The sequence below is a fragment of the Candidatus Mycolicibacterium alkanivorans genome (assembly GCF_022760805.1).
Lineage (GTDB): Bacteria > Actinomycetota > Actinomycetes > Mycobacteriales > Mycobacteriaceae > Mycobacterium > Mycobacterium alkanivorans.
Genome location: NZ_JAIVFL010000001.1, coordinates 3,184,128 through 3,204,295 on the forward strand (window position 1 = coordinate 3,184,128; position 20,168 = coordinate 3,204,295).

Sequence of the window (20,168 nt, forward strand, 5' to 3'; positions counted from 1 at the left end):
TGGGCGCCGGGGCGTGAAACTGCGAGCGGCAAATCCGCAGAACAGTTCGCGAAGCCGGCCATCGAACGCGTCGGCAGCGTCGAGCAGGCCGCTTGCCAGCCGTAACGAATTGCAACCCCATTCGTTGTACTCACGCCCAAATGAAGGAGCAAACAGACGAGAATCAGCCCGAGCGTCGCTGTGCGGACACGCACACGGTCGGGGGCATTGAATCCTGTGCATCCTGCGGGATGCTGCGGCCGTAGCGAGCCATCAGCTCTGGGAACGTTGCCGCCGACACATCCCAACCGTGTTCACGCAGCCAGCGGTCCACGGGCGTGCGCTCCTCGGGGTACCAGAGGTCATCGAAGTCGGTGACCTCGGCGTTGACCAGCTTGGCGGCCGCGGCCCGCATGCGCTGCATGTCCTCGCGTTGCCTGCGAAGCTTGTCGGGATCAGTGAAACCTGCGCCGGGCACGTTGGAGGCGAGCCAACTGCCCTCGGCGCTGAGGGAATGGATGCGTTCGAACAGCAGGTCCTGAGCTTGCGCCGGCAGGTAACGCACCAGCCCCTCGGCCGACCAGACGGCTGGTTGTGTCGCATCATAACCTGCCTCCCGCAACGCCTTTGGCCAGTCCTGGCGCAGGTCGATCGGCACATTGACGAGTCGCGCCGCCGGTTGCGCGCCGTGCTCGCGCAGCGTCTTCGACTTGAAATCCAGCACCTTGGGCTGGTCGAGTTCATAGACGACGGTGCCGTCGGGCCAAGGCAGCCGCCAGGTGCGCGCGTCGAGCCCGGCCGCCAGGATGATCACCTGGCGCACCCCGGAGTCGACCGCGTTCAGGAAGAACTCGTCGAAGAACGCGGTGCGCGTGGCCATGAAGTCGATCATCAGCTGGATCCGCGTTCGCACCGCGGGTTCCATCTCGATCGCCTCAGCCAGGAGCTTGGGATCGGAATAGATGCTCCAAATCCCCTCGCCCGCGGCATCGACGAAGACGCGCGCGAAGGGGTCGCTGATGAGGGGATTCTCGCTCTCGGTCCCCGCGGCGCGCGCCGCGGCGACACCGAGTGCGGTCGCTCCGACGCTATGCGTGATATCCCAGGAGTCATTGTCAGTCCGCGACATCGCATTCCCTTCCAGCCCGCAGGTCGATTAGTTAGTTGTCTACACCCTCGAAGGGGCGCCGTTGATTGGGCGGCACGCGACACTGTCAGCGCACGGTCGCGCTCTCTGTGGTCCAACGTGCTCGACCCCCTGCGCCGTTGTATTTTCGGCTCTACTTACGTGATTGTGGATGACCTCCTGTGTGGTGTGGGAGTTCGAGGTTTTCAGGTGGGACTCGACGTCGATATCGACGGTGCCAACGGATCGACTGGCGTCCTCGAGGGCTTCGACGAGACGCATCTCGGCCTCCGGGATCATCGCGGCAACATCGGCCGCAGCTAGGCTTCGGCTCAGCAGCGATGTGCCGACATTGGTGGCTGCGGCCGCAAGCGCAGACCACGCCTTGGAAGCGTCTCTGGCCGCCGCCGCCGCCTCGGCGGTGGCGGCGTCATGTAGGAGGTCGGCGATGTCCTGGCAACCCTGTGCCTGCAACGTGCGAAACAGCCCACCCCCGGTGCCAGCCTTCTCGATGAACGCCCCGAGCCCGAACAATGCCGCGGTCAGTGCATCGTCGTCGAACAGTGTTGGCCAACAACGTAAGTCATCGGCGAAGTCCTGCACACCCTTCAAACCCGAGGATTCGACCTCAGCCGCCTCGACGCGCAGGGACGGCGCACCCACGGCGTCGCCGCGCATGAATGCTGCGCTCGCAGCCAGTGCGGCACCCGCAATGGGGCGAAGGTCGGGAACTCGGTCCGGCCAGTCGACTTGATACGTGGTGTGCCGGGTAGGCGTAGGGAACCCAACTGAGGACCGTGCTCGTCGCAGATCATCATAGGGAACCAGTTGGGTGGTGTCGCGGTCATTGTCGACGACATAGGCCACCCGTTGCTCGTCATCGTATCCGATGATGACGATGTCGTGGCGACTCATATGCAGCCGGACGCGCAGATAGGGAAGTTCGCCGATGTCAGCCCACACCATGACCGGTCGACCCTTGTCGACTTCGTCGGTCACAAATGCCCATCCCGCGTCTGGGTCATCGGTCGATTGCACGACGAACTTTGCGCCAATCCGGGTGAGGTAGTCGTCCTCCAGGTCGTTTCCCCGCCCCACCAGGTAGGCCTGCGGAGACAACTGCGGAGAGCGGACGTAGGAGAAGTCCAAGGCGCCACCGAGGGCGAAGACCAATCCTTCACTGGGTCCTCCTGTTCCCCAACCGAGTTCGGCCCATTCAGTGAGGTCGCGAAGCGCGCCCGAACCGCAATGCCCTCCGTTCCTATGCCGGTAGGGAATCTGCACCCTGGTCATCGCCGCCTCCTTGCGTATCCAATGGCAGAGCTGTTAAGCCTCGGAAGGACAATCCGTTTCGCCACGCGGGTTCCCCCGCGGATCGTAGGTGTGGAAACCGGGATCCGGTGCGGCGGGATCCAGGCTGGCCACCAGGATGTCCTTGGCCGTTCTCGTCGAAGGGTGGCTCTCGCTCAGAGGCCGATCCGCTTGGCGATAATCTCCTTCATGATCTCGGTGGTGCCGCCACCGATACCAAGGATGCGCGAGTCGCGATAGTGCCGCTCGACCTCGGTCTCGCGCAGGTAGCCCATGCCACCGTAGAGCTGCACGGCGGTGTCGACGGCGAGCGCACAGGCCTCCACAGACTGGTTCTTCGCCATCGCGACCATCCGCACATCGGTGTCACCCGCGACGATGCGGTCCACGGCGGCGCGGGTGTAGGTACGGGCCACATCCACGGCCGTGGCCATGTCGACGATCTTGTGCCGCACCACCTGCCGGGTGGACAGCGGCCGGCCGAAGGTTTCGCGCTGCTTCACCCACTCCAGCGTCAGGTCGAGGCAGCGCTGGGCCGTGGCATAGCACTGCACGGCGATGAAGGCACGCTCGACCTGGAACTGTTGCATGATCTGCAGGAAGCCGCTGCCCGCGGGGCCGACCAGGTTGGCCACCGGCACGCGCACGTCGGAGAAGCCGAGTTCGGCGGTGTCGGAGCACAGCCAGCCCATCTTCTTCAGGGTGCGCGAGACCGCGAAACCCGCGGTACCGCGCTCCACCACCAGCAGTGAGATTCCCGACGAGCCCGGGCCGCCGGTGCGCACGGCGGTGGTGACAAAATCGGCCCGGACCGCCGAGGTGATGAACAGCTTCGCGCCGTTGACCACGTACTGGTCGCCGTCGCGGCGTGCGGTGGTCCGGATGGCGGCGACGTCGGAACCGGTGTCGGGCTCGGTGATGCCGAGGCTGCCGATCTTCTCCCCGGCCAGTGTCGGCGCCACGAACTTGCGGATCTGCTCGGGATCGCCCTGCGCGGCCATGTGCGGCACGGCGATGTGGTGGGTGAGCAGGCTGGCCAGCACGCCCGACGAGCCGCCGGCCTCTATCACGGCTTCGGTGAGCAGCACCAAGTCGCGCAGGTCGCCGCCGGAGCCACCGACCTCTTCCGCGAAACCGATGCCCAGCAGGCCCGCGGCGGCTGCACGGCGGTGCAGCTCCCGGGGCAGCTCGCCGGCGTCTTCCCAGTCCTGCAGGTGGGGGACGAGACGCGCTCGGGCGTGATCCACGGGTCCGCTGCGGCCGACCCCACCTCGCGCTGATCCGGCTGAGTCATGTGGGCGCTCCTGCTGTAACCGTTCGGGGAGGGGCGGCACGACCTGCCGCGCCGAACCCGTTGTCATCGGATGTTAGCGCCGATTTTCACTCAGCGAATTGACCCTCATTTTGATGCCTGCTCATGCGAACTCGTAGCGCACGGTGCGGCCGCCGAGCCAGGGGACGGAGGTGGTGGGCAGGTTGGCTTGGCGCAGTACGGGTGAGTAGGTGCGCCGGTCGAGGCGGACCACGATCTGGTTGCCGTGGTTGAGGATGTGCCCGCCGGTGGACAGGAACCGGCGTTGCAGGGTGTCGGGGGTGGCGGTTGCGTAGCCGGGGATGCGGCGGCGCAGGGCGGCGCAAAGGGTGTGGGCAAGGACGGTGAGCACGACGTCGAGGTCGATGTTGAGGGGGACGGCTCCGGTGAGGGAGTCCAGGTGGAAGGAGCGGATCGCTTCGGCGAGGCGTTGCTCGATGTTCATTCTGCGGGAGTAGGTCTCGATGACCTGTTTGGCGGGCATCGAGTGCTGGTTGGTGATCAGGATGGTGGGCTCGTCGTGGCCCAGGCCGGCGACGGCGAGTTGACGCAGCGTGCCGGGGTAGGTCGATAGTCGCGCGGCGGGGTCTTCGATCATCTGGACGCGGCGGGTTCGGCCGCCGGCGCGGGCCACGGTCAGCTTCGTCCAGGCGCTGGTGGGTAGCGCGTGCAGGTGGGCGGTGAGTTTGGGGGTGCGGGCGCGCAGGGTGATGAAGCCGATGCCGCGCTGGGTCAGTTCGCCGAGCTGGGTTTGGGTGGTGACCTTGGAGTCCATGACGAGCAGGGCGGGGTGGGTGCCGGTGACGGTTTTCCAGTGCTCGGCGAAGTCGAGGACCTCGTTGTTCTGGGTGGCTTTGACGAGGTCGGCGTTGGCGTAGAGCAGGGCGTGGGAGTCGGCGTCTTCGGCGAAGAAGGTCAACACGCTGCGGGTGCGTTGCGAGCGTGAGGGCACGTAGTGTTTTTCCAGCGCGGCGTCCTCACCCCAGTGCATGACGGCATGGAAGTCCAGGTTCAGCACCTCGCCGGTGGCCAGGCCCGCGGCGACGGAAGCCTTGTCCAACGCGGTCAGGAACTTCTTCTGCTTGGCGTGTTGCAGGCGGTAGGAGTACGTGGTCAGCGCGGTCGTCTTGGGCAGGGCGGTGAGCCCGGTGAACAGCGCGGCGCCGGGGTCGGCGGCCAGATCGTGCACGTGGGAGACACGGCGGGTGCCGGTGAGCTTGACCGCCAGCAGAGCGAGCAGGTAGTTGATCGCGGGGATGTCGCGGGTGCCGGGGTAGCCGGCGGCGGTGACCAGTGCGGGCAGGTCCACGGCGAGCAGGTCGGGCAGCACGAGCAGCAGCCCGGCCATCCGGGTGGGCGCGTCGGTGGGCAGCTGGGCGTAGTCGTCGGCGGCCAGTGCGCGGGCCCGGGGCAGGTCTTGGCGCCGGGGGCCGCCGCGGGCGGCGTCGGGCCGGCGCCAGATCCGGGGTAGGCCGGCCTCGTTGATGACCTCGCTGATCCCGGTGCGGTTCAACCCGATGCCCTCGGCGGCCAGCTCGGCGGCGATCTCATCGATGGAGTACCCCTGCGCGCGCAGGGCGATGATCCGGGTCCGGGCGGCGTCTTTGCCGGGTGCGGTCTTGGGGCCGGGACGGGCATCGAGGAAGAAGTTCTTCGCCCCGGCGCGGAAGTCGGCCACCGCCGAGTGCAGCCCGGCGGTGGTGTAGCCGAACCGCTCGGCTACGGCCGCGGCGGGTTCACCGTCGAGCAGATAGGCCCGCAATGCCTCGTAGCGGGTCTGCGGGCCCACGGCGGGGACGGCGAAGAACTCGCCACCCACCCGGGCTGCTTGCGGGGCATTCGCTGACTGGTCGATACTGATAGTCAACCGTGCTCGGTCACGGCGATCAAGGACCTGCGAACGCGTGTCGCCCGACTCGGGGGTTGATCGCGCCAGAACCCTTGAAATAGCAGCAATGTAGTTCCAGTTGCCGTCGGTTGACATTCGGGTCCTTCGACCGGATGGGCTCAGTGCCAGCCGGGTATTAACTGATCAGTCAGCGATATGCCTTCACTATGTCGCGCCGCGATCACATCACCGCGCACCGAATCGCCTTGCTACGCAACCCATCCAAACCTGGCGACGCCATCAGCTACGATCTGCGCGAACCCACGATCAGATAATCACCGCTCCGCGAAAATCGGCGTTAGTAGTAGCCGCTACCGTAACGTGTCAGACATCTCACGAAGTCAAAAGTCAAGCCGCCAGTGGAAGGGTGAGGTGGAAATGCACGGTGTTCGTTATAGGGCTGGCCGGTTTGCAGGCAATGGTGGAGTTGGCCGAGGAAATTGTTGAACAGGTGTCGTTTGGGCCTGGTGGTTCCAGTCTCCGGCGGCGCGGCGGGTGCGCACCGCGCCGATCAGCCGGGAGATGATCCTCAACTATGTGGCGCAGCACAGCCTGAACCTGCCACGGTCGTACCGAACATCCTGCGTCCGTTCGTGTCCGTTTCGGAGGACATGGGCGGACGGCTGCCTCACCGAGCAATTCTCAACCACGAGGAGCCGCCGACGCGGCGGCGGAGGAGTACGCCATGGATCGCGGTATCGGTCAGTGGGTCACTAAACGGGCCTTCCTCAACGGGCAGCGCACGGCGTTCGTCTGCGGTGACACCAGCTTCACTTACTCCGACCTCGAACGGCGCACCAACCAGGTCGCCTCGAGCCTCCTGCGTCTCGGCGTCCGCAAGGGGGACCGGGTGGCCGCGCTCCTGGTGAACTCGGTCGAGTTCATGGAGGTCCTACTCGGCTGCGCGAAGATCGGCGCCATCACCATCCCGATCAACGTCCGGCTCGCCAGCCCGGAGATCGGCTACATCCTCGCCGACGCCGGCGCCGACGTGTTCGTCTTCCACGAGCCGCTCGCGGCGGCGGCGGTCAGCGCGCTGGCCGAGCCGGGGGTCCGGGTCCGACACACCGTCCGGACCGGGGGCGCCGCGGCCGACGGCGAGATCGCCTACACCGACCTGCTCTCCGGCGGTGCCCCCGGACCTCTCGACAGCGACGTCGACGGCCGCGACCCCGCGTTCATCATGTACACCTCGGGCACCACCGGCCGCCCGAAGGGCGCCATCCTCACCCACGACAACCTGCTGTGGAACGCCGTCAACGTGCTGGGCACCGACCAGGGCCTGCACGGCAGCGACGTGACCGTGGCCGTGGCCCCGATGTTCCACATCGGCGGGCTGGGGGTGCATACGCTGCCGTTACTCTACGTCGGCGGGACCAGCGTGATCCTTCCGTCGTTCGACCCGGTGGCCACGCTCAAGGCGATGGCCGATTGCCGGGCCACCGTCCAGTTCATGGTGCCGGCGATGTGGTCGGCGCTGACTCAGGTGCCCGACTTCGACTCCTACGATCTCTCGGCGCTGCGTTTGGCCATGGGCGGCGGCGCGCCGGTGCCGCTGACCGTCATCGACTTCATGCATCAACGCGGCGTCCCCTTCACCGAGGGATTCGGGATGACCGAGACCGCACCCATGGTCTCGGTCTTGGACGCCGCCAACATCACCATGCGGGCCGGGTCGATCGGCCGGGTCGCCATGCACGTCGATGCCCGGATCGTGGACGCCGACGACCGGGACGTTCCGGTCGACACCGTCGGCGAGCTCCTGGTGCGCGGACCCAACGTGTTCGTGGGGTACTGGATGAAGCCGGCGGCGACCGCCGAGGCCTTCCGGGGCGGCTGGTTCCACACCGGCGACCTCGGTCGGATCGATGCAGACGGCTACATCACGCTGGTCGACCGCAAGAAGGACATGATCATCTCGGGCGGGGAGAATGTGTACCCGATCGAGGTGGAGCAGGTGCTGTTCCGTCACCCCGGCGTGCTGGACGCCGCGGTAGTCGGCGGTCCGGACGAGAAATGGGGTGAGCGCGTCGTCGCGGTGGTGGTGGCCGACCCAGCCGCCGAGCAGGAACCCGGCGCCGACGAACTGATCGCGTGGTGCCGCGAGCGGTTGGCGCATTTCAAGTGTCCGCGCGAGGTGCACCTGCTTCCCGAGCTGCCCCGCAACGCCACCGGCAAGCTCCTCAAGACGGAGCTGCGCAAGCGGTTCACCGGTGTCGAGGGCGGCGTCGTCCAGCGCTGAGGCATCTCCGGCAGAATCCACGTCGAGCTTCCAGCCCGGCGTGACCGCGGGGGTGAACTCGTCGCCGACGACCTCGGGGACGACTGCGTGCATCGCAGGCGAGTCAGAGTCGATGAATCGCCCGGGGCGAGGGACTCTTCGTGTCCACCTACCGGGGGGTGATCACGCCGACCGCGCCCCCCGTGAAGGACGGATCAGTCGCTCCGCGAGCAGATCGTCGGGCGAGCCTGCGATGGCCGATCTCCTGCTGTGGCGCGCTGGGTGTCCCACTCGGCGAGCGTGAACGACACCCCCTTGGTAGGTGGCGATCGGCGCACCGAACGCCTCCCGCTGGCGCGCCCACTCGATGGTGGTCGTCATGGCGCGGTGGGCGGCTCCGAGCACCATCAGACCCAGCAACGCCCGCGTGAGGTCGAAGTCGGCCAGTTGCGCGGCCAGGCCGCTGCCGCCATCGGTGATCTCGTGGTCGGCCGGGACGAACGTGTCGTCGAAGCTCAGCCCGACCCGGCTCAGGGGCCGGAAGCCGGGGTCGGCGCGGCACGAGTCCGGTGAACGTGTCCGGCGGACTGCTGGCGCGCGGCCACCCGATCGGCGCCACCAGGCGCACCGGTCTCGGGATGGCCTTCGGGACTCTTGAGGAGGAGGCGGTGATCGCCGCGTGGCTCGGGCACACTGATGCGAGGTTCACGCTGGCGGTTTACACGCACTCCACCGACACCGCACTGTCCGACGCCGCCGCGGTGCTGGGCAGAGTCGTCGCCGGTGGCGGTGCTTCGCCGGGGAAGTAACCGGGGGCCGGTTCGTCCCGGCCGCACCGCTCGCGCGTTGTGTGTCGCAACCCCCGTCGCGTCGCTGACATCAAAAATTCGACTCGCCGCCGCCGAACACAGCTGAGGCGCTCGGTGATGCTCGCCAGTTGAGCGTGGAGCCCGCCGCAGGAGTATTCCGGTCCTGTATCCAGCAAACAATCCACGCCGCCAACTGGCCACCCCATCGGGCGGATAAAGAAGCTGATGTGTCAACTTGTGTCACCTCTGCGACTCCCCACGCGGCGGAACGGTTCAGAAACTGCCATCTACCTGGCCTTTCTTGGTGGTCCCGGCTGGGATCGAACCAGCGACCTTCCGCGTGTGAGGCGGACGCTCTCCCGCTGAGCTACGAGACCAAGTGGCGAACAGACCGTCGACTGGCAACTGCGCCGAAGAGGAACACTAGCACGATGGATCGTTCGGCCCGGAATGCGCTCGTCACACCGGACGTGACCATCGGGATTTGTGTGGCTTCCATGGCGTCGGCTATTGTCTTGCTTCGCACCGGGTGACGATCTCGCCCGTGGCGTGCGGATGTAGCGCAGTTGGTAGCGCATCACCTTGCCAAGGTGAGGGTCGCGGGTTCGAATCCCGTCATCCGCTCGAAGGTGCAACTGGCATCAAACCCAACGGTGGAGTGGCCGAGTGGTGAGGCAACGGCCTGCAAAGCCGTGCACACGGGTTCGATTCCCGTCTCCACCTCCGAGGATCTACGGATCTCCCCGCGCGATTAGCTCAGCGGGAGAGCGCTTCCCTGACACGGAAGAGGTCACTGGTTCAATCCCAGTATCGCGCACCAGTATTTTATGCAGTGCACAATCGCTATCGAGTTCGACGCGCTCAGCGCGCGCCCTGGTACGCCACCTCGGCGAGGTCCCGCCCAACCGCTTGACGCCGTGCGCTACCAGTCGAACAACGTCTGGTTTCTGGACCACAGGCAGTCGCCCGTCATCGTGACGGTGAAAAGCCTGGGCAGCATCTCCACCGACACCGGCTGTCCGGGCTCGCCTTGCGAATTCTGCGGTGCTGCAAGGACTCCCGCACTCACCACGGCGACCTGCTCTGCGCCGCAGACCGTGTCGGGGTTCAGCGGCGTGGCAGTCCAGCTTCCAGAGGACAGGTTGGGATTGCGGAAACCCTGACCGTGCAGGGTGATCCCCGGCCCGTAGCTGAACCATTTGTCGCTCGGGTCGAACGGAACGGGCGCCTCGGCCCAGGCGCGGGAGCCGTCCGGCAAGGTGCGGCACACCAGGAACTCGCTGCCGCCAGGACGCTGCGTCATCGCGTCGGCGAGCCGTTCGCCACAGGCCGCGCCGGCCTGCGGAACAGGACAGTCAGCGTGCGCAACCCCAGGGCTGACCAACGCGGCGGCCGCCATGAGCACCACCACACGGCATTTCATCGGCTTCACTCCCTCACCATCGCGTCGGCGCACTCCAAGGTTACGTCCGGTGCAACCTTCACGGGCTACGATGCCAGCCCACAACCGAATGGTGGGGGCATCGTGTCGTTCGTGAAGCTGCTTGTTCTCCTTCGCGCCGTGGATCATGTTCCTGATCGTCGCCAGGGACACCCTGCTGCGTGTGGAGATCGGTGTGGTCGCCAACCTGGTGCGCCGCAAGGCGCACCGCGCGAACTCCGAATCCCGCTAGGCGTAGAGCTTATCGAGGTTGTCGTGGAAGTTCTCCACGACAACCTTGCGCTTGAGCTTGAGGCTCGGCGTCAAATCGCCTGCCTCGACCGTCAATTCGCGGTCGATGATCGAGAAGCGCTTCACCTGCTCCCAGCGGTTGAGGTGCTTGTTCAGCGTGTCGATGTAGCCGCCGATCAGCTCCTTGGTCTTCTCGTCACGAGCGATCTCGGAGAATGACTTGCCCTCCAGGCCGTTGCGATCCGCCCACTCCCGGATCGCCTCGCCGTCGAGACTGACCAGTGCCACGCAGTAAGGCTCGCTCTCGCCGTAGACGATGATCTCGCTGGCGAACGGGCACAAGCCCTTGAAGGTGGCCGCAATTGCCGACGGGGCAACGTACTTGCCCTGCGAGGTCTTGAACATGTCCTTCTTGCGGTCGGTGATCCGCAGGAAGCCCTCGGCATCGAGCTCGCCGATGTCCCCGGTGTGGAACCAGCCGTCGGCGTCGATCGCCTCGGCGGTGGCCTCAGGCAGATCGTGGTAGCCGCTCATCACGCCCGGGCCCTTGAGCAGCACCTCGCCGTCGTCGGCGATCTTGACCTCGGTGTCGGGGAACGTCCAGCCGACCGTTCCGAACCGGTAGGCGTGCGGGCGGTTCAGCGACGACGCCGCCGACGTCTCGGTCAGGCCGTAGCCCTCGAGCACGACGACGCCCACCGCGTCGAACCACTGGGCGACGTCGCGGTCCAGCGCTGCCGAACCCGAGATGAAGAACCGCAGCCGGCCACCGAAGCGTTGGCGGATCGTCGAGAACACCAACCGGTCGGCGAGTTTGTGCTGCACCGCCAATAGCGGCCCCACCCGGTGGCCGGCCTGCTTGGCCCGGGAAACCTGAAGGCCCACGTCGATCGCCCAATCAAACAGCCGCTTCTTGATGCCGCCCTCTTCGGCGATCATCTCGGTGATCCGGCCATGCACCTTTTCGAAGATGCGCGGCACCGCGCCCACGATGGTGGGCCGGATGATGGCGAGGTTCTCCACGATCTTGTCGACCCGCCCGTCGATCACCGTCGGGAAGCCGATCACCAGCGGTAGCGCCAGCATCACCTTGCCGAACGAATGCGCCAGCGGCAGCCACAGGTAGTTCAAATCCTTGTCGGTCAGAACACCCAGCGAGTCCAGAGCCGCGGCAGTGTAGGTCCACGCCTGGTGAGTAAGCCTGACGCCCTTGGGTTTTCCGGTGGTACCCGAGGTGTAGATCAGCGTCGCGAGCTGCTCGGGCTGGATCGCGTCGACCCGTTCGGTCACCGCGGTGGGCTGGTCGGCCAGAAGCTGCTGGCCCAGCCGCTCGAGTTCCTCGAGGGTGATCACCCAGCCGCCGTCACCCGTGCCGTCGATGATCACCACCTTCTCGACGGTGGGCAGCTCCGCGCGGTGCTGCACCAGCTTGTCCACCTGGGTCTGGTCCTCCGCGACGACCACCCGGCTGCCCGAGTTGGCCACGATGAAGGCCACGTCCTCGGCGTTGGTGGTCGGGTACACCGTGGTGGTGGCCGCACCGGCGGACAGGACGCCGAAGTCGACGACAACCCACTCGTAGCGGGTCGCCGAGGCCAGTGCCACCCGGTCCTCGGGATTGATGCCGAGCGACACCAGCCCCGCGGCGATCAGTTCGGCGCGATCACCGACCTGTTGCCAGGTGACGCTGGTCCACCCGCCATTGTCGGGATAACGGAACGCTTCGGCGTTAGGCGTGGCCGCGACACGATCAAAGAACATCCGCGGCACCGACGGCGCCCGGTCCTCGATCTTGCTGATGTCGAGTTGTTCTTGGGATTTGTGCAGGCCTGCCATGGCGCGAGTTTATGAACCCGCGACCCCGGCGGTGGCGGAATGGGCAAGCCGGGGGGATGCGATTGGTCGGACGCTCGTCGGCATTGATCTCCCCGTCTGTCGGTATCACCGCGGGGTGTACCCCGGCGCCCGGGGGATCACACGCGGCGTGTCAGATCTGCGGGATCTGAGGGATCTGCGGCGTCTGCGGCAGCGTCGGCGGTGGCACGCCGGGCGGGGCAACGCACAGGCCGCTCTGGCCGTCGTACAACAGGCCCGAGGGGCACTCGTGCACGCACTGCCAGCGGTCCTGGTCGTCAGGGCCCTGGCCGACGGGGCAGCTGTCCTGCGCTCGCAGCTGCGGCGCGGGCCCGGCGCCCGCGATCAGAGCAGCAGCGGCCGCGACGGCCGTCACCAGCCGGATGCTCATCGAATTCACTGCTGCCCCCTCAGCCCAGCAGAGCCTATCGCCGCGAGCCGGGACGGCCAGGTAATGAGCCTTGGCGCGTCGATCGTCAACTCCCGTTGACGAACACTGGTGCGTCAACACCTGGGCGTGGCGCATGAAGCATCCCTCCCGCATCGCCCACCCCGTCCGCCTCGACGCGGCACTGGCCGCCGAGCACCTCGGCGACGTCGCCGACCACCTGATCGGTCACTTCGTCGACCAAGCCCGCCGTTCCGGCGCGTCCTGGAGCGACATCGGAAAGCGCATGGGCGTCACCAAGCAGGCGGCCCAGAAGCGGTTCGTGCCAAAGATCTCGAATCTCAGAGCCGACGACGCCTACCTGCCCCGCAGCACCGATCCTGACTGCGCGGCGCTGGTCAGCGCGAGCAGGCGGGAGGTGGCCCGCAGATACTTCTTGCGGTAGCCGCCGGCCAGCATCTCCTCGGAGAAGATGGTGTCGAGTTCGGCGCCCGAGGCCACCACCGGAATGCCGGCGTCGTAGAGACGATCGGTCAGTGAGACCAGCCGCAGCGCGACGTTCTGGTCGTCGATGCGGTGAACGCCGGTGATGAACACCGCCGACACACTCTCGATCAGGGTCAGGTACCGCGAGGGATGCATCGTCGCCAGGTGTGCGCACAGCTCACCGAAGTCGTCCAGGGTGGCTCCGGCGGTGGCTCCGGCGCGCTCGGCGACCTCGTCGTCGGACGGCGGGACCGGTGCCGGCGGCAGACCGCGGTGCCGATAGTCCGGACCCTCGACCCGGGCGGTGGTGAAAATGCTTGCCAGCGTGTTGATTTCACGCAGGAAGTCCTGTGCGGCGAAGCGGCCCTCGCCGAGCTGCTCGGGCAGCGTGTTCGAGGTCGCGGCGATGGAGACCCCGCGCTCGACCAACTGGGAGATCAACCGCGAGATCAGGGTGGTGTTGCCGGGGTCGTCGAGTTCGAATTCGTCGATGCAGACCACCACGTAGTCGGCCAGCAGCTCGATGCACTCGGTGAAGCCGAACACCCCGGCCAGCTGGGTCAGCTCACCGAAAGTCGCGAAGGCCCTGGGATGTTCAGGTGAGTCCGGCAGTTGCCGGTAGGCCGACGCCAGCAGGTGGGTCTTGCCCACGCCGAACCCGCCGTCGAGGTAGAGCCCGACACCGGGCAGTGTTTCGCGCCGGCCGAACAGCTTCCTGCGGCCCGCGCGCCGGCGCAGCGCCTCCTCGCATAACTGCCGGCACGCCGCGACCGCGGCGGCCTGCGTGGGCTCCGCCGGATCCGGCCGGTAGGTGTCGAAGCTGACATCGGCGAACGTGGGCGGCGGAACCAGCTGGGCGATGAGCCGTTCCGGCGACACCGTGGGATGCCGGTCGACGAGACGGTCACGCTTGGGACGCAAGTTGCGTTCAGTCGCGCGGCGGTCCATCCGGGAACTGTAACGACGTGCTGCAATCGTCCGTATGGCCAGCCCAAGTCACGGCGACCCGGATGGGACGCATTTCACACTGCTGGGCCACAGCCGCCCAGTCGATGACGACGGCCTCTACACGCTCTACGCCTATCCGCCCGACGCGCCGCGCTGGGTGCGCGCCAACGCCATCATCTCTCTGGACGGCGGCGCGACCACCGACGGGACCTCCGGCGGGCTCGGTGGCCTCGGCGACCGCCGCCTGTTCCGGATCCTTCGTGAGCTGGCCGACGTGATCGTCGTCGGCGCGGGCACCGCGCGCGCCGAGAACTACTCCGGCGCGCAGATGACCGTCGCCCAGCGCCGCAACCGCCAGCGCCGCGGCCAGAGCGAGATTCCACCCATCGCCCTGGTGACCCGCTCCGGGCGGCTCGACCGCGACCTTGCGGTGCTGACCCGCACCGAGGTGCCGCCGCTGGTGCTGACCTGCGCCGACGCCGCGGCGCAGGCGCGCACCCAGCTGGGTGCGGCGGCCGAGGTGCTGGACTGCTCCGCCGAGGACTCCGCACACGTCGACCCCGCCACGGCGGTGGCGGCGCTGGCCGAGCGCGGACTGCCCCGCATGCTCTGCGAGGGCGGCCCGAGCCTGATGGGCACCTTCCTGGCGGCGGGCCTGCTCGACGAGATGTGCCTGACCACGGCACCGGTGCTGGTCGGCGGGTCGGCGCCGCGGATCACCGCCGGAGGCGGCCAGGTGCTGTCCCGGATGCAGCGCGGGCACCTGATCTCCGACGACGAGGGCTACCTCTACGGCCGCTACACGTGCGTGAGCTGAACGGGCCGGCGTGCAACGTGTCGCTACTGTGGTGGGCATGCGCGATCGCCGGGTGTTGTCCGCGGTCAGCGTCGCAACCGCGGCGCTGACCGCCTCGCTGACCGGGTGTGCCCCGTGGCTGGCGGCAAACCCCCACTTCGCCAGCGATTCGGCGCACAACCCCGGCGGCGCCCCGGCTACCGCCAAGCCGGCCGGCGGCGCGCCGGACATCGCCGTCCCCAAGAACGACCTGGCGTGGAAGGACTGCACGTCGAAGGTGTTCGGCAACGCCGGCGCGCCCGCCGCGCCCGGAGTCATCCTGGAGTGCGCCAACTACGACGCCGACCTCGACCCGATCGCCGGTGCCACCGGCACGATCAGCATCGGCGTGGTGCGGGCCCGCTCGGTGCAGACCCCGCCCGACGCCGGGCCGCTGGTGTTCACCACCGGCACCGACGTCCCGTCCTCGCTGCAACTGCCGGTGTGGCTGTCGCGGTCGGGAGCCGACGTGCTCAAGAGCCACCCGATCGTCTCGGTGGACCGCCGCGGCATCGGGATGTCGAGCCCGGTGGACTGCCGCGACGCCTTCGACCGCCAGGAGATGCGCGACCAGGCCCAGTTCGAGTCCGGGGACGACCCGGTGGCCAACCTCGGCGCGATCACCATGACCGCGACCACGGGGTGCACCGACACGATCGCCCCCGGCGACTCGGCCTACGACAACGCCCGCGCCGCCGAGGACATCGAGCGGCTGCGCAGCACCTGGGATGTGCCGGCGCTCGCCCTGGTCGGCGTGGGCAACGGCGCCCAGATCGCCCTGGCGTATGCCGGCTCGCACCCGGACAAGGTGGCCCGGCTGGTGCTCGACTCCCCCGTCCCGCCCGGTGTCAGCGCCGAAGCGGCGGCCGAAGAACAGGTCAAGGGCCAGCAGGTCGCGCTCGACGCGTTCGCTGCGCAGTGCGTCGCGGTCAACTGCGCCCTCGGCCCCGATCCCAAGGGGGCCGTCGACTCGCTGCTCGCGGCGGCACGGGCCGGCAATGGACCCGGTGGCCTCTCGCTGGCGGTGCTGGCCAACGCCATCGTCACCGCGCTGGGCTACCCCAGCGGCGACCGGATCGGCAGCACGGTCAGCCTGGCCAACGTCCTGGCCGCGGCCCGCAACGGCGACACGAACCCGCTGAACAACCTGATCAACCGGGCCGAGGCGATGCGCGACAGCGACGGCCAGTTCGTCAACTCCTGCAGCGACGCCCTGAACCGCCCGACGCCCGACCGGGTGCGCGAACTGGTGGTCGCCTGGGGCAAGCTCTACCCGCAGTTCGGCACGGTCGGGGCGCTGAACCTGGTGAAGTGCCTGAACTGGCCCAGCGGCGCGGCACCCAAGGATCCGAAGAACCTGAAGGTCAACGTGTTGTTGATGGGCGTGCAGAGCGACCCGATCGCCGGCGGCCAGGGCGTGCCCGCGTCGGCGGCCACCGTCATCAACGCCGGAGCGGCCAGCAAGCGGGTGATGTGGCACGGCATCGGACACGGCGCCAGCATCTATTCGGCGTGCACGCTGCCGCCGATGATCAGCTACCTCGACAGCGGCAAGATGCCGCCCACCGACACCTACTGCCCCGCCTGATCCGCTGACGTATCCGGCCGGTGTACGGTGCGGTCGTGGCGGTAGCGGAATATGTTCTGAAGGCGTTTCGTCCCCGAACCGGACCGGCCAGCGCGGCGACGGTTTTACGCTCGGCCCTGTGGCCTTTCGCGATCATGTCGATCATCCATCGCAGCTACGTGCTGTCCTCCAACGGCTCCATCACCGACGACTTCGGCCCGGTGTTCCGCGCGGTGTCGAACTTCCGTCGCGGCGTGGACATCTACAACGAACACTTCGACCACGTCGACCCGCACTACCTCTACCCGCCGGGCGGCACGCTGCTGATGGCCCCGTTCGGGTACGTGCCGGTGTTCGCCTCGCACAACTGGTTCGTGTTCTTCAACACGGTGGCGATGATCGTCGCCGCCTGTCTGTTGGTCCGGCTGTTCAAGTTCTCACTGACCTCGGTGGCCCTGCCTGCCCTGCTGCTGGCGATGTTCTGCACCGAGTCGGTGACCAACACGCTGGTGTTCACCAACATCAACGGCTGCATCCTGCTCGCCGAGGTCCTGTTCTTCCGGTGGCTGCTCGACGGGCGGGTGTCCCACCAGTGGTGGGCCGGTGCGGCGATCGGGCTGTCCCTGGTGGTCAAACCCGTGCTCGCGGTGTTGCTGCTGCTGCCGCTGCTCAACCGGCAGTGGCGCGCCCTGGTGACGGCGTTCCTGGTGCCCTTGGCATTCAATGTCGCGGCGTGGCCGCTGGTGGCCGACCCGATGGACTTCGTGCGGCGCACGCTGCCCTACATCTTCTCCACCCGCGACTACTTCAACAGCTCGGTGCTGGGCAACGGCGTCTACTACGGCCTGCCGATGTGGCTGATCCTGGCGCTGCGGGTGCTGTTCCTGGCGCTCGCGGTGGCCAGCCTGTGGCTGCTGTACCGCTACTACTACCAGCGCGACCCGCTGTTCTGGATGCTGACATCCTCAGGCGTGCTGCTGATCTCGTCGTGGCTGGTGCTCTCGCTGGCGCAGGGCTACTACTCGATGATGCTCTTCCCGTTCCTGATGACGGTGGTGCTGCCCAACTCGGTGATCCGCAACTGGCCGGCGTGGCTGGCCACCTACGGCTTCCTGACGATGGACCGCTGGCTGATGTGGCGCTGGCCGACCACCGGGCGGTTCCTGGAGTACATGAAGATCACCTACGGCTGGTCGCTGATGCTGGTCGTGGTCTTCACGGTGCTGTACTTCCGCTATTCCGACGCCAAGGCCGGGGGCCGGCTCGACGACGGCATCGATCCGGCGTGGATGGGCGAACTCGAACTCATGCCCCCGCGCGGTAGCGTGGAGGCATGAGTTCGATTCCCGCCCCGAAGCTGGAACTCACCGACGACGAGTGGCGAAAGCGGCTCTCGCCGCAGGAGTACCACGTACTGCGCCAGGCCGGCACCGAACGTCCGTTCACCGGCGAGTACACCGACACCAAGGCCGAGGGCGTCTACCAGTGCCGGGCCTGCGGCGCCGAATTGTTCCGCAGCACAGAGAAATTCGAGTCGCACTGCGGCTGGCCGTCATTCTTCGACCCGTCTCACTCCGATGCGGTGATCCTGCGCCCCGACGACTCCGTGGGCATGCGCCGGGTCGAGGTGCTGTGCGCCAACTGCCACAGTCACCTGGGCCACGTGTTCAGCGGTGAGGGCTACCCCACCCCGACCGATCAGCGCTACTGCATCAACTCGATTTCCCTGAAACTGGTACCGGACGCCTGAGCAGCTCGAGCAGCTGCTCGGAGTTGACCGGTGGGCTGAAGTACAAGCCCTGCCCCACGTCGCATCCGTACTCGCGCACCCGTGTGGCAGTCTCGGCGTCCTCGATGCCCTCGACGACGGTGGTCAGGCCCAGCGCATGGCACAGGCCCACCACGGCGCGCACCACGGCGTCGGCCCGCTTGTCGACCGGGATGGGCTCGATGAAGGTGTGCGGTCCAGTTTCACCTCGTCGATCGGCGGGTCATGCAGGTAGGACAACGCCGAATAGCCGCTGCCGAAGTCGTCGATGGCGACGCGAATGCCGGTCCGCCGCGAGTCCTGCAGGACCGTGCTGGGGGGCCAGCGGGGACGACGACCTCGACGCCGAGGAATCGGGCGCCGAGGCGCGCAGCGAACGTAGCTGAGCGCTCAGTCCTTGTCCCACGGCGGACTGTCGCCCATCTTCGCGTAGTACTTGGCGAGGTGGCTTTTCACCCGATCGATGTCGTCATCCGGCAGGTCGACACCACCGCGGGAGCCCTGCATGACGGCGCCGGCGGCCATGACCCCTCGGGGAACGGCGCGCAACTGTCCGTCGATGACATCGGCGATCAGCAGCTTGTAGCTGGTGAAGTTGTCCTTCTTGGCGCTGTCGTACCAGACGTGCGCATCCCGGTATTTCTGGTTCGGTTCCTCGGTGGCGTCGGCCCACCGGCGCACCCGTTTCTCCGCGGCGGCGCCGTCCCACTCTCTGTCGCGGTCGGCCAGCGGCAGATCCTGAAAAGCTGTCACCGACATGGGAACTCCTCGCGTCAGTGGTTGCGCAGTTTCGAGATGAGCTTGTCCTTGGTCAACTTCGAATACCCGGACATGCCCAATTCTTTGGCGCGCTGCTTCAGGTCGTCGACGGTCCAGTCGTCATAGGAGCCCGACTGGCCGCCCTTGCGGCCGACCGAGGACTTCCCGCGCGCCGCGGCGGCGTTGGAGATGCGCGCCGCCTTCTCCTTGGAGTTTCCTTCGCGGCGAAGATGCTCGTACATCTTCTCGTTCTTGATCGATGAGTTCGGCATGGATACCTGACCTCCTACATTGATCGGCTCCGAATGGGTTTCCACCACAATCGGCAACCAAACGCCCACGTCGCACTCAGCTGCGCGCCATCCGGCGAATGAGCATCCGGGTGGCCTTCTCCAGGATGGCCTGTGCCTCGTCGGGCTTCTTCGTCTTGGCCGCTCGCCGGGTGGCGGACGCGATCGTCAGACCCTGCTTTTGCGGACGAATCCGGGTATGTCCAACTTGCTCCGCGTCAGCCGTATCGCGCCGTACCCCTCGATACCGACTCAGGGCTGCAGAATGACCTTCACGGCGCCGTCCTGCTTCTTCTGGAAGATCTCGTAGCCATGCGGCGCCTCGTCCAGCGGCAGCACGTGGGTCGCGAAGAAATCCACGCCCAGCGGGTCGGAATCGGTCAGCAACGGCATGATGTCGTCGACCCATTTCTTGACATTGGCCTGCCCCATCCTGACCTGGAGATGCGTGTCGAACAGCGTCAGCATCGGCATCGGGCCGGCCATTCCGCCGTACACACCGATCAGCGACAGCGTGCCGCCGCGGCGCACACAGGGGATCGCCGAGTACAGCGCGTCGAGGCGGTCCACCCCGGCCTGCATGAACGGTTTGGCGATCGCGTCGGGAAGGAACGCCATGGCCGTCTGCGCGGCCTGCGCAACCGGAGAGCCGTGCGCCTCCATGCCGACCGCGAGGATGTCGCCTTCGTGCATGAACGCGCCGAGCACTTCGTACAGGTGAAGGTCCGACCCGCAGATGTTGGTCGAGGTCACCTCGATGATCGCATCGGTCGGTTCTCGATCTTGGGATCGTCCACGGTGTCGACGCGCACATCGCGCCTGCCGTGCCAGGTGACTGCCTTCATGACAGCACCCGATACCCGCGGGCGCCCAGTTCAAACGCACGGGCGCTGGCCCGCGAGGTTTCGTCGTGGTGGCGACGGGTATTGCCGAAGTAACGCGCGCCCCACCGCCG

Annotated in this window: 20 protein-coding genes, 4 tRNA genes and 5 pseudogenes; 12 read left to right on the forward strand and 17 right to left on the reverse strand. The window is 67.2% G+C overall.

The genetic code is table 11. The annotated features are described in order from the left end of the window. Window positions 1–163: 163 nt before the first annotated feature. From K9U37_RS15550 to K9U37_RS15570, 5 genes and pseudogenes are all read right to left on the reverse strand, one after another. Window positions 164–1,108, reverse strand: a complete 945-nt coding sequence (locus K9U37_RS15550) for a class I SAM-dependent methyltransferase (protein WP_243072451.1) — start codon at window positions 1,106–1,108, stop codon at window positions 164–166. A 249-nt stretch (window positions 1,109–1,357) separates the two neighbouring features. Continuing rightward, a pseudogene (locus K9U37_RS15555) lies at window positions 1,358–2,398 on the reverse strand (BtrH N-terminal domain-containing protein); the annotation flags it as partial. Window positions 2,399–2,571: 173 nt separating this feature from the next. Next, the gene (locus K9U37_RS15560) at window positions 2,572–3,663 is read right to left on the reverse strand and encodes an acyl-CoA dehydrogenase family protein (RefSeq protein ID WP_243072452.1); all 1,092 of its coding nucleotides are present in this window, start codon (window positions 3,661–3,663) and stop codon (window positions 2,572–2,574) included. A 168-nt stretch (window positions 3,664–3,831) separates the two neighbouring features. Further along, window positions 3,832–5,595, reverse strand: a complete 1,764-nt coding sequence (locus K9U37_RS15565) for a transposase (protein WP_243070538.1) — start codon at window positions 5,593–5,595, stop codon at window positions 3,832–3,834. Between the two features lie 369 nt (window positions 5,596–5,964). Beyond that, window positions 5,965–6,116, reverse strand: a pseudogene (locus K9U37_RS15570) (IS110 family transposase); the annotation flags it as partial. A 185-nt stretch (window positions 6,117–6,301) separates the two neighbouring features. Between K9U37_RS15570 and K9U37_RS15575 the strand changes: the two are divergent. Beyond that, window positions 6,302–7,858 carry an acyl-CoA synthetase gene (locus tag K9U37_RS15575; RefSeq protein ID WP_243072453.1) on the forward strand — a complete coding sequence of 519 codons (1,557 nt, stop codon included), beginning with the start codon at window positions 6,302–6,304 and terminating at the stop codon, window positions 7,856–7,858. Between the two features lie 162 nt (window positions 7,859–8,020). On the opposite strand, the gene K9U37_RS20590 is transcribed toward K9U37_RS15575, so the two are convergent. Beyond that, window positions 8,021–8,245 (reverse strand): acyl-CoA dehydrogenase family protein, encoded by a 225-nt coding sequence (locus tag K9U37_RS20590; protein WP_372489527.1) that lies wholly within the window; start codon window positions 8,243–8,245, stop codon window positions 8,021–8,023. On the opposite strand from K9U37_RS20590, the gene K9U37_RS15580 reads away from it, so the two are divergent. Continuing rightward, window positions 8,138–8,410: a hypothetical protein gene (locus K9U37_RS15580; protein ID WP_243072454.1), complete on the forward strand. Its 273-nt coding sequence runs from the start codon at window positions 8,138–8,140 to the stop codon at window positions 8,408–8,410. The genes K9U37_RS20590 and K9U37_RS15580 overlap by 108 nt on opposite strands. Then, on the forward strand, window positions 8,407–8,646 hold the full coding sequence (locus K9U37_RS20595; protein ID WP_243072455.1) for a hypothetical protein: 240 nt from the start codon (window positions 8,407–8,409) through the stop codon (window positions 8,644–8,646). Before K9U37_RS15580 ends, K9U37_RS20595 begins: the two co-directional genes overlap by 4 nt. Window positions 8,647–8,948: 302 nt before the next feature. On the opposite strand, the gene K9U37_RS15590 is transcribed toward K9U37_RS20595, so the two are convergent. Beyond that, window positions 8,949–9,023 (reverse strand) — tRNA-Val (locus K9U37_RS15590). A 174-nt stretch (window positions 9,024–9,197) separates the two neighbouring features. Here K9U37_RS15590 and K9U37_RS15595 point away from each other — a divergent pair. The 3 genes from K9U37_RS15595 to K9U37_RS15605 all read left to right on the forward strand — a co-directional run bounded on the left by K9U37_RS15595 (window position 9,198) and on the right by K9U37_RS15605 (window position 9,466). Further along, a tRNA-Gly gene (locus K9U37_RS15595) sits at window positions 9,198–9,270 on the forward strand. 28 nt (window positions 9,271–9,298) lie between these two features. Continuing rightward, a tRNA-Cys gene (locus K9U37_RS15600) sits at window positions 9,299–9,369 on the forward strand. 22 nt (window positions 9,370–9,391) lie between these two features. Next, a tRNA-Val gene (locus K9U37_RS15605) sits at window positions 9,392–9,466 on the forward strand. A 102-nt stretch (window positions 9,467–9,568) separates the two neighbouring features. Here the strand turns inward: K9U37_RS15605 and K9U37_RS15610 are convergent. Next, complete coding sequence (locus K9U37_RS15610; protein WP_243072456.1) at window positions 9,569–10,045, reverse strand: hypothetical protein; 477 nt, start codon at window positions 10,043–10,045, stop codon at window positions 9,569–9,571. Window positions 10,046–10,190: 145 nt separating this feature from the next. Here K9U37_RS15610 and K9U37_RS20085 point away from each other — a divergent pair, with 145 nt between their 5' ends. Continuing rightward, the gene (locus tag K9U37_RS20085; protein ID WP_272888049.1) at window positions 10,191–10,319 is read left to right on the forward strand and encodes a hypothetical protein; all 129 of its coding nucleotides are present in this window, start codon (window positions 10,191–10,193) and stop codon (window positions 10,317–10,319) included. On the opposite strand, the gene K9U37_RS15615 is transcribed toward K9U37_RS20085, so the two are convergent. Both K9U37_RS15615 and K9U37_RS15620 read right to left on the reverse strand, forming a co-directional pair. Continuing rightward, on the reverse strand, window positions 10,316–12,154 hold the full coding sequence (locus K9U37_RS15615) for an AMP-dependent synthetase/ligase (protein ID WP_243072457.1): 1,839 nt from the start codon (window positions 12,152–12,154) through the stop codon (window positions 10,316–10,318). The two genes, K9U37_RS20085 and K9U37_RS15615, sit on opposite strands and share 4 nt — an antisense overlap. 151 nt (window positions 12,155–12,305) lie before the next feature. Beyond that, on the reverse strand, window positions 12,306–12,563 hold the full coding sequence (locus K9U37_RS15620; RefSeq protein ID WP_243072458.1) for a hypothetical protein: 258 nt from the start codon (window positions 12,561–12,563) through the stop codon (window positions 12,306–12,308). Between the two features lie 133 nt (window positions 12,564–12,696). On the opposite strand from K9U37_RS15620, the pseudogene K9U37_RS15625 reads away from it, so the two are divergent. Further along, a pseudogene (locus K9U37_RS15625) lies at window positions 12,697–12,954 on the forward strand (Clp protease N-terminal domain-containing protein); the annotation flags it as partial. Here K9U37_RS15625 and zapE read toward each other — a convergent pair. Beyond that, window positions 12,918–14,030, reverse strand: a complete 1,113-nt coding sequence (gene zapE, locus K9U37_RS15630) for a cell division protein ZapE (RefSeq protein ID WP_243073405.1) — start codon at window positions 14,028–14,030, stop codon at window positions 12,918–12,920. The pseudogene K9U37_RS15625 and the gene zapE overlap by 37 nt on opposite strands. Between zapE and K9U37_RS15635 the strand changes: the two genes are divergently transcribed. The 4 genes from K9U37_RS15635 to msrB are packed head-to-tail and all read left to right on the forward strand — an operon-like array spanning window position 14,029 to window position 18,146. Continuing rightward, window positions 14,029–14,811, forward strand: coding sequence for a pyrimidine reductase family protein (locus tag K9U37_RS15635; RefSeq protein WP_243072459.1), 783 nt, complete (start codon window positions 14,029–14,031; stop codon window positions 14,809–14,811). The two genes, zapE and K9U37_RS15635, sit on opposite strands and share 2 nt — an antisense overlap. A 37-nt stretch (window positions 14,812–14,848) precedes the next feature. Next, the gene (locus K9U37_RS15640) at window positions 14,849–16,417 is read left to right on the forward strand and encodes an alpha/beta fold hydrolase (RefSeq protein ID WP_243072460.1); all 1,569 of its coding nucleotides are present in this window, start codon (window positions 14,849–14,851) and stop codon (window positions 16,415–16,417) included. A 20-nt stretch (window positions 16,418–16,437) separates the two neighbouring features. Then, window positions 16,438–17,733, forward strand: a complete 1,296-nt coding sequence (gene aftC / locus K9U37_RS15645) for an arabinofuranan 3-O-arabinosyltransferase (protein WP_243072461.1) — start codon at window positions 16,438–16,440, stop codon at window positions 17,731–17,733. A 5-nt stretch (window positions 17,734–17,738) separates the two neighbouring features. Continuing rightward, the gene (gene msrB / locus K9U37_RS15650; protein WP_243073406.1) at window positions 17,739–18,146 is read left to right on the forward strand and encodes a peptide-methionine (R)-S-oxide reductase MsrB; all 408 of its coding nucleotides are present in this window, start codon (window positions 17,739–17,741) and stop codon (window positions 18,144–18,146) included. Here the strand turns inward: msrB and K9U37_RS20235 are convergent. The 6 genes and pseudogenes from K9U37_RS20235 to K9U37_RS15675 all read right to left on the reverse strand — a co-directional run bounded on the left by K9U37_RS20235 (window position 18,109) and on the right by K9U37_RS15675 (window position 20,058). Further along, entirely contained in the window at window positions 18,109–18,309 is a 201-nt protein-coding gene (locus tag K9U37_RS20235) for an EAL domain-containing protein (RefSeq protein WP_308197393.1), read from the reverse strand. The genes msrB and K9U37_RS20235 overlap by 38 nt on opposite strands. Then, window positions 18,270–18,518 (reverse strand): EAL domain-containing protein, encoded by a 249-nt coding sequence (locus K9U37_RS20240; protein WP_308197432.1) that lies wholly within the window; start codon window positions 18,516–18,518, stop codon window positions 18,270–18,272. The genes K9U37_RS20235 and K9U37_RS20240 overlap by 40 nt, the downstream gene beginning before the upstream one ends. Before the next feature lie 36 nt (window positions 18,519–18,554). Beyond that, window positions 18,555–18,923 carry a hypothetical protein gene (locus tag K9U37_RS15660; protein WP_243072462.1) on the reverse strand — a complete coding sequence of 123 codons (369 nt, stop codon included), beginning with the start codon at window positions 18,921–18,923 and terminating at the stop codon, window positions 18,555–18,557. Window positions 18,924–18,937: 14 nt separating this feature from the next. Then, window positions 18,938–19,195 carry a DUF7218 family protein gene (locus tag K9U37_RS15665; protein ID WP_243072463.1) on the reverse strand — a complete coding sequence of 86 codons (258 nt, stop codon included), beginning with the start codon at window positions 19,193–19,195 and terminating at the stop codon, window positions 18,938–18,940. A 76-nt stretch (window positions 19,196–19,271) separates the two neighbouring features. After that, window positions 19,272–19,394 (reverse strand): annotated as a pseudogene (locus K9U37_RS15670) (DNA topoisomerase IB); the annotation flags it as partial. 71 nt (window positions 19,395–19,465) lie between these two features. Then, a pseudogene (locus tag K9U37_RS15675) lies at window positions 19,466–20,058 on the reverse strand (MDR/zinc-dependent alcohol dehydrogenase-like family protein). Window positions 20,059–20,168 lie beyond the last annotated feature (110 nt).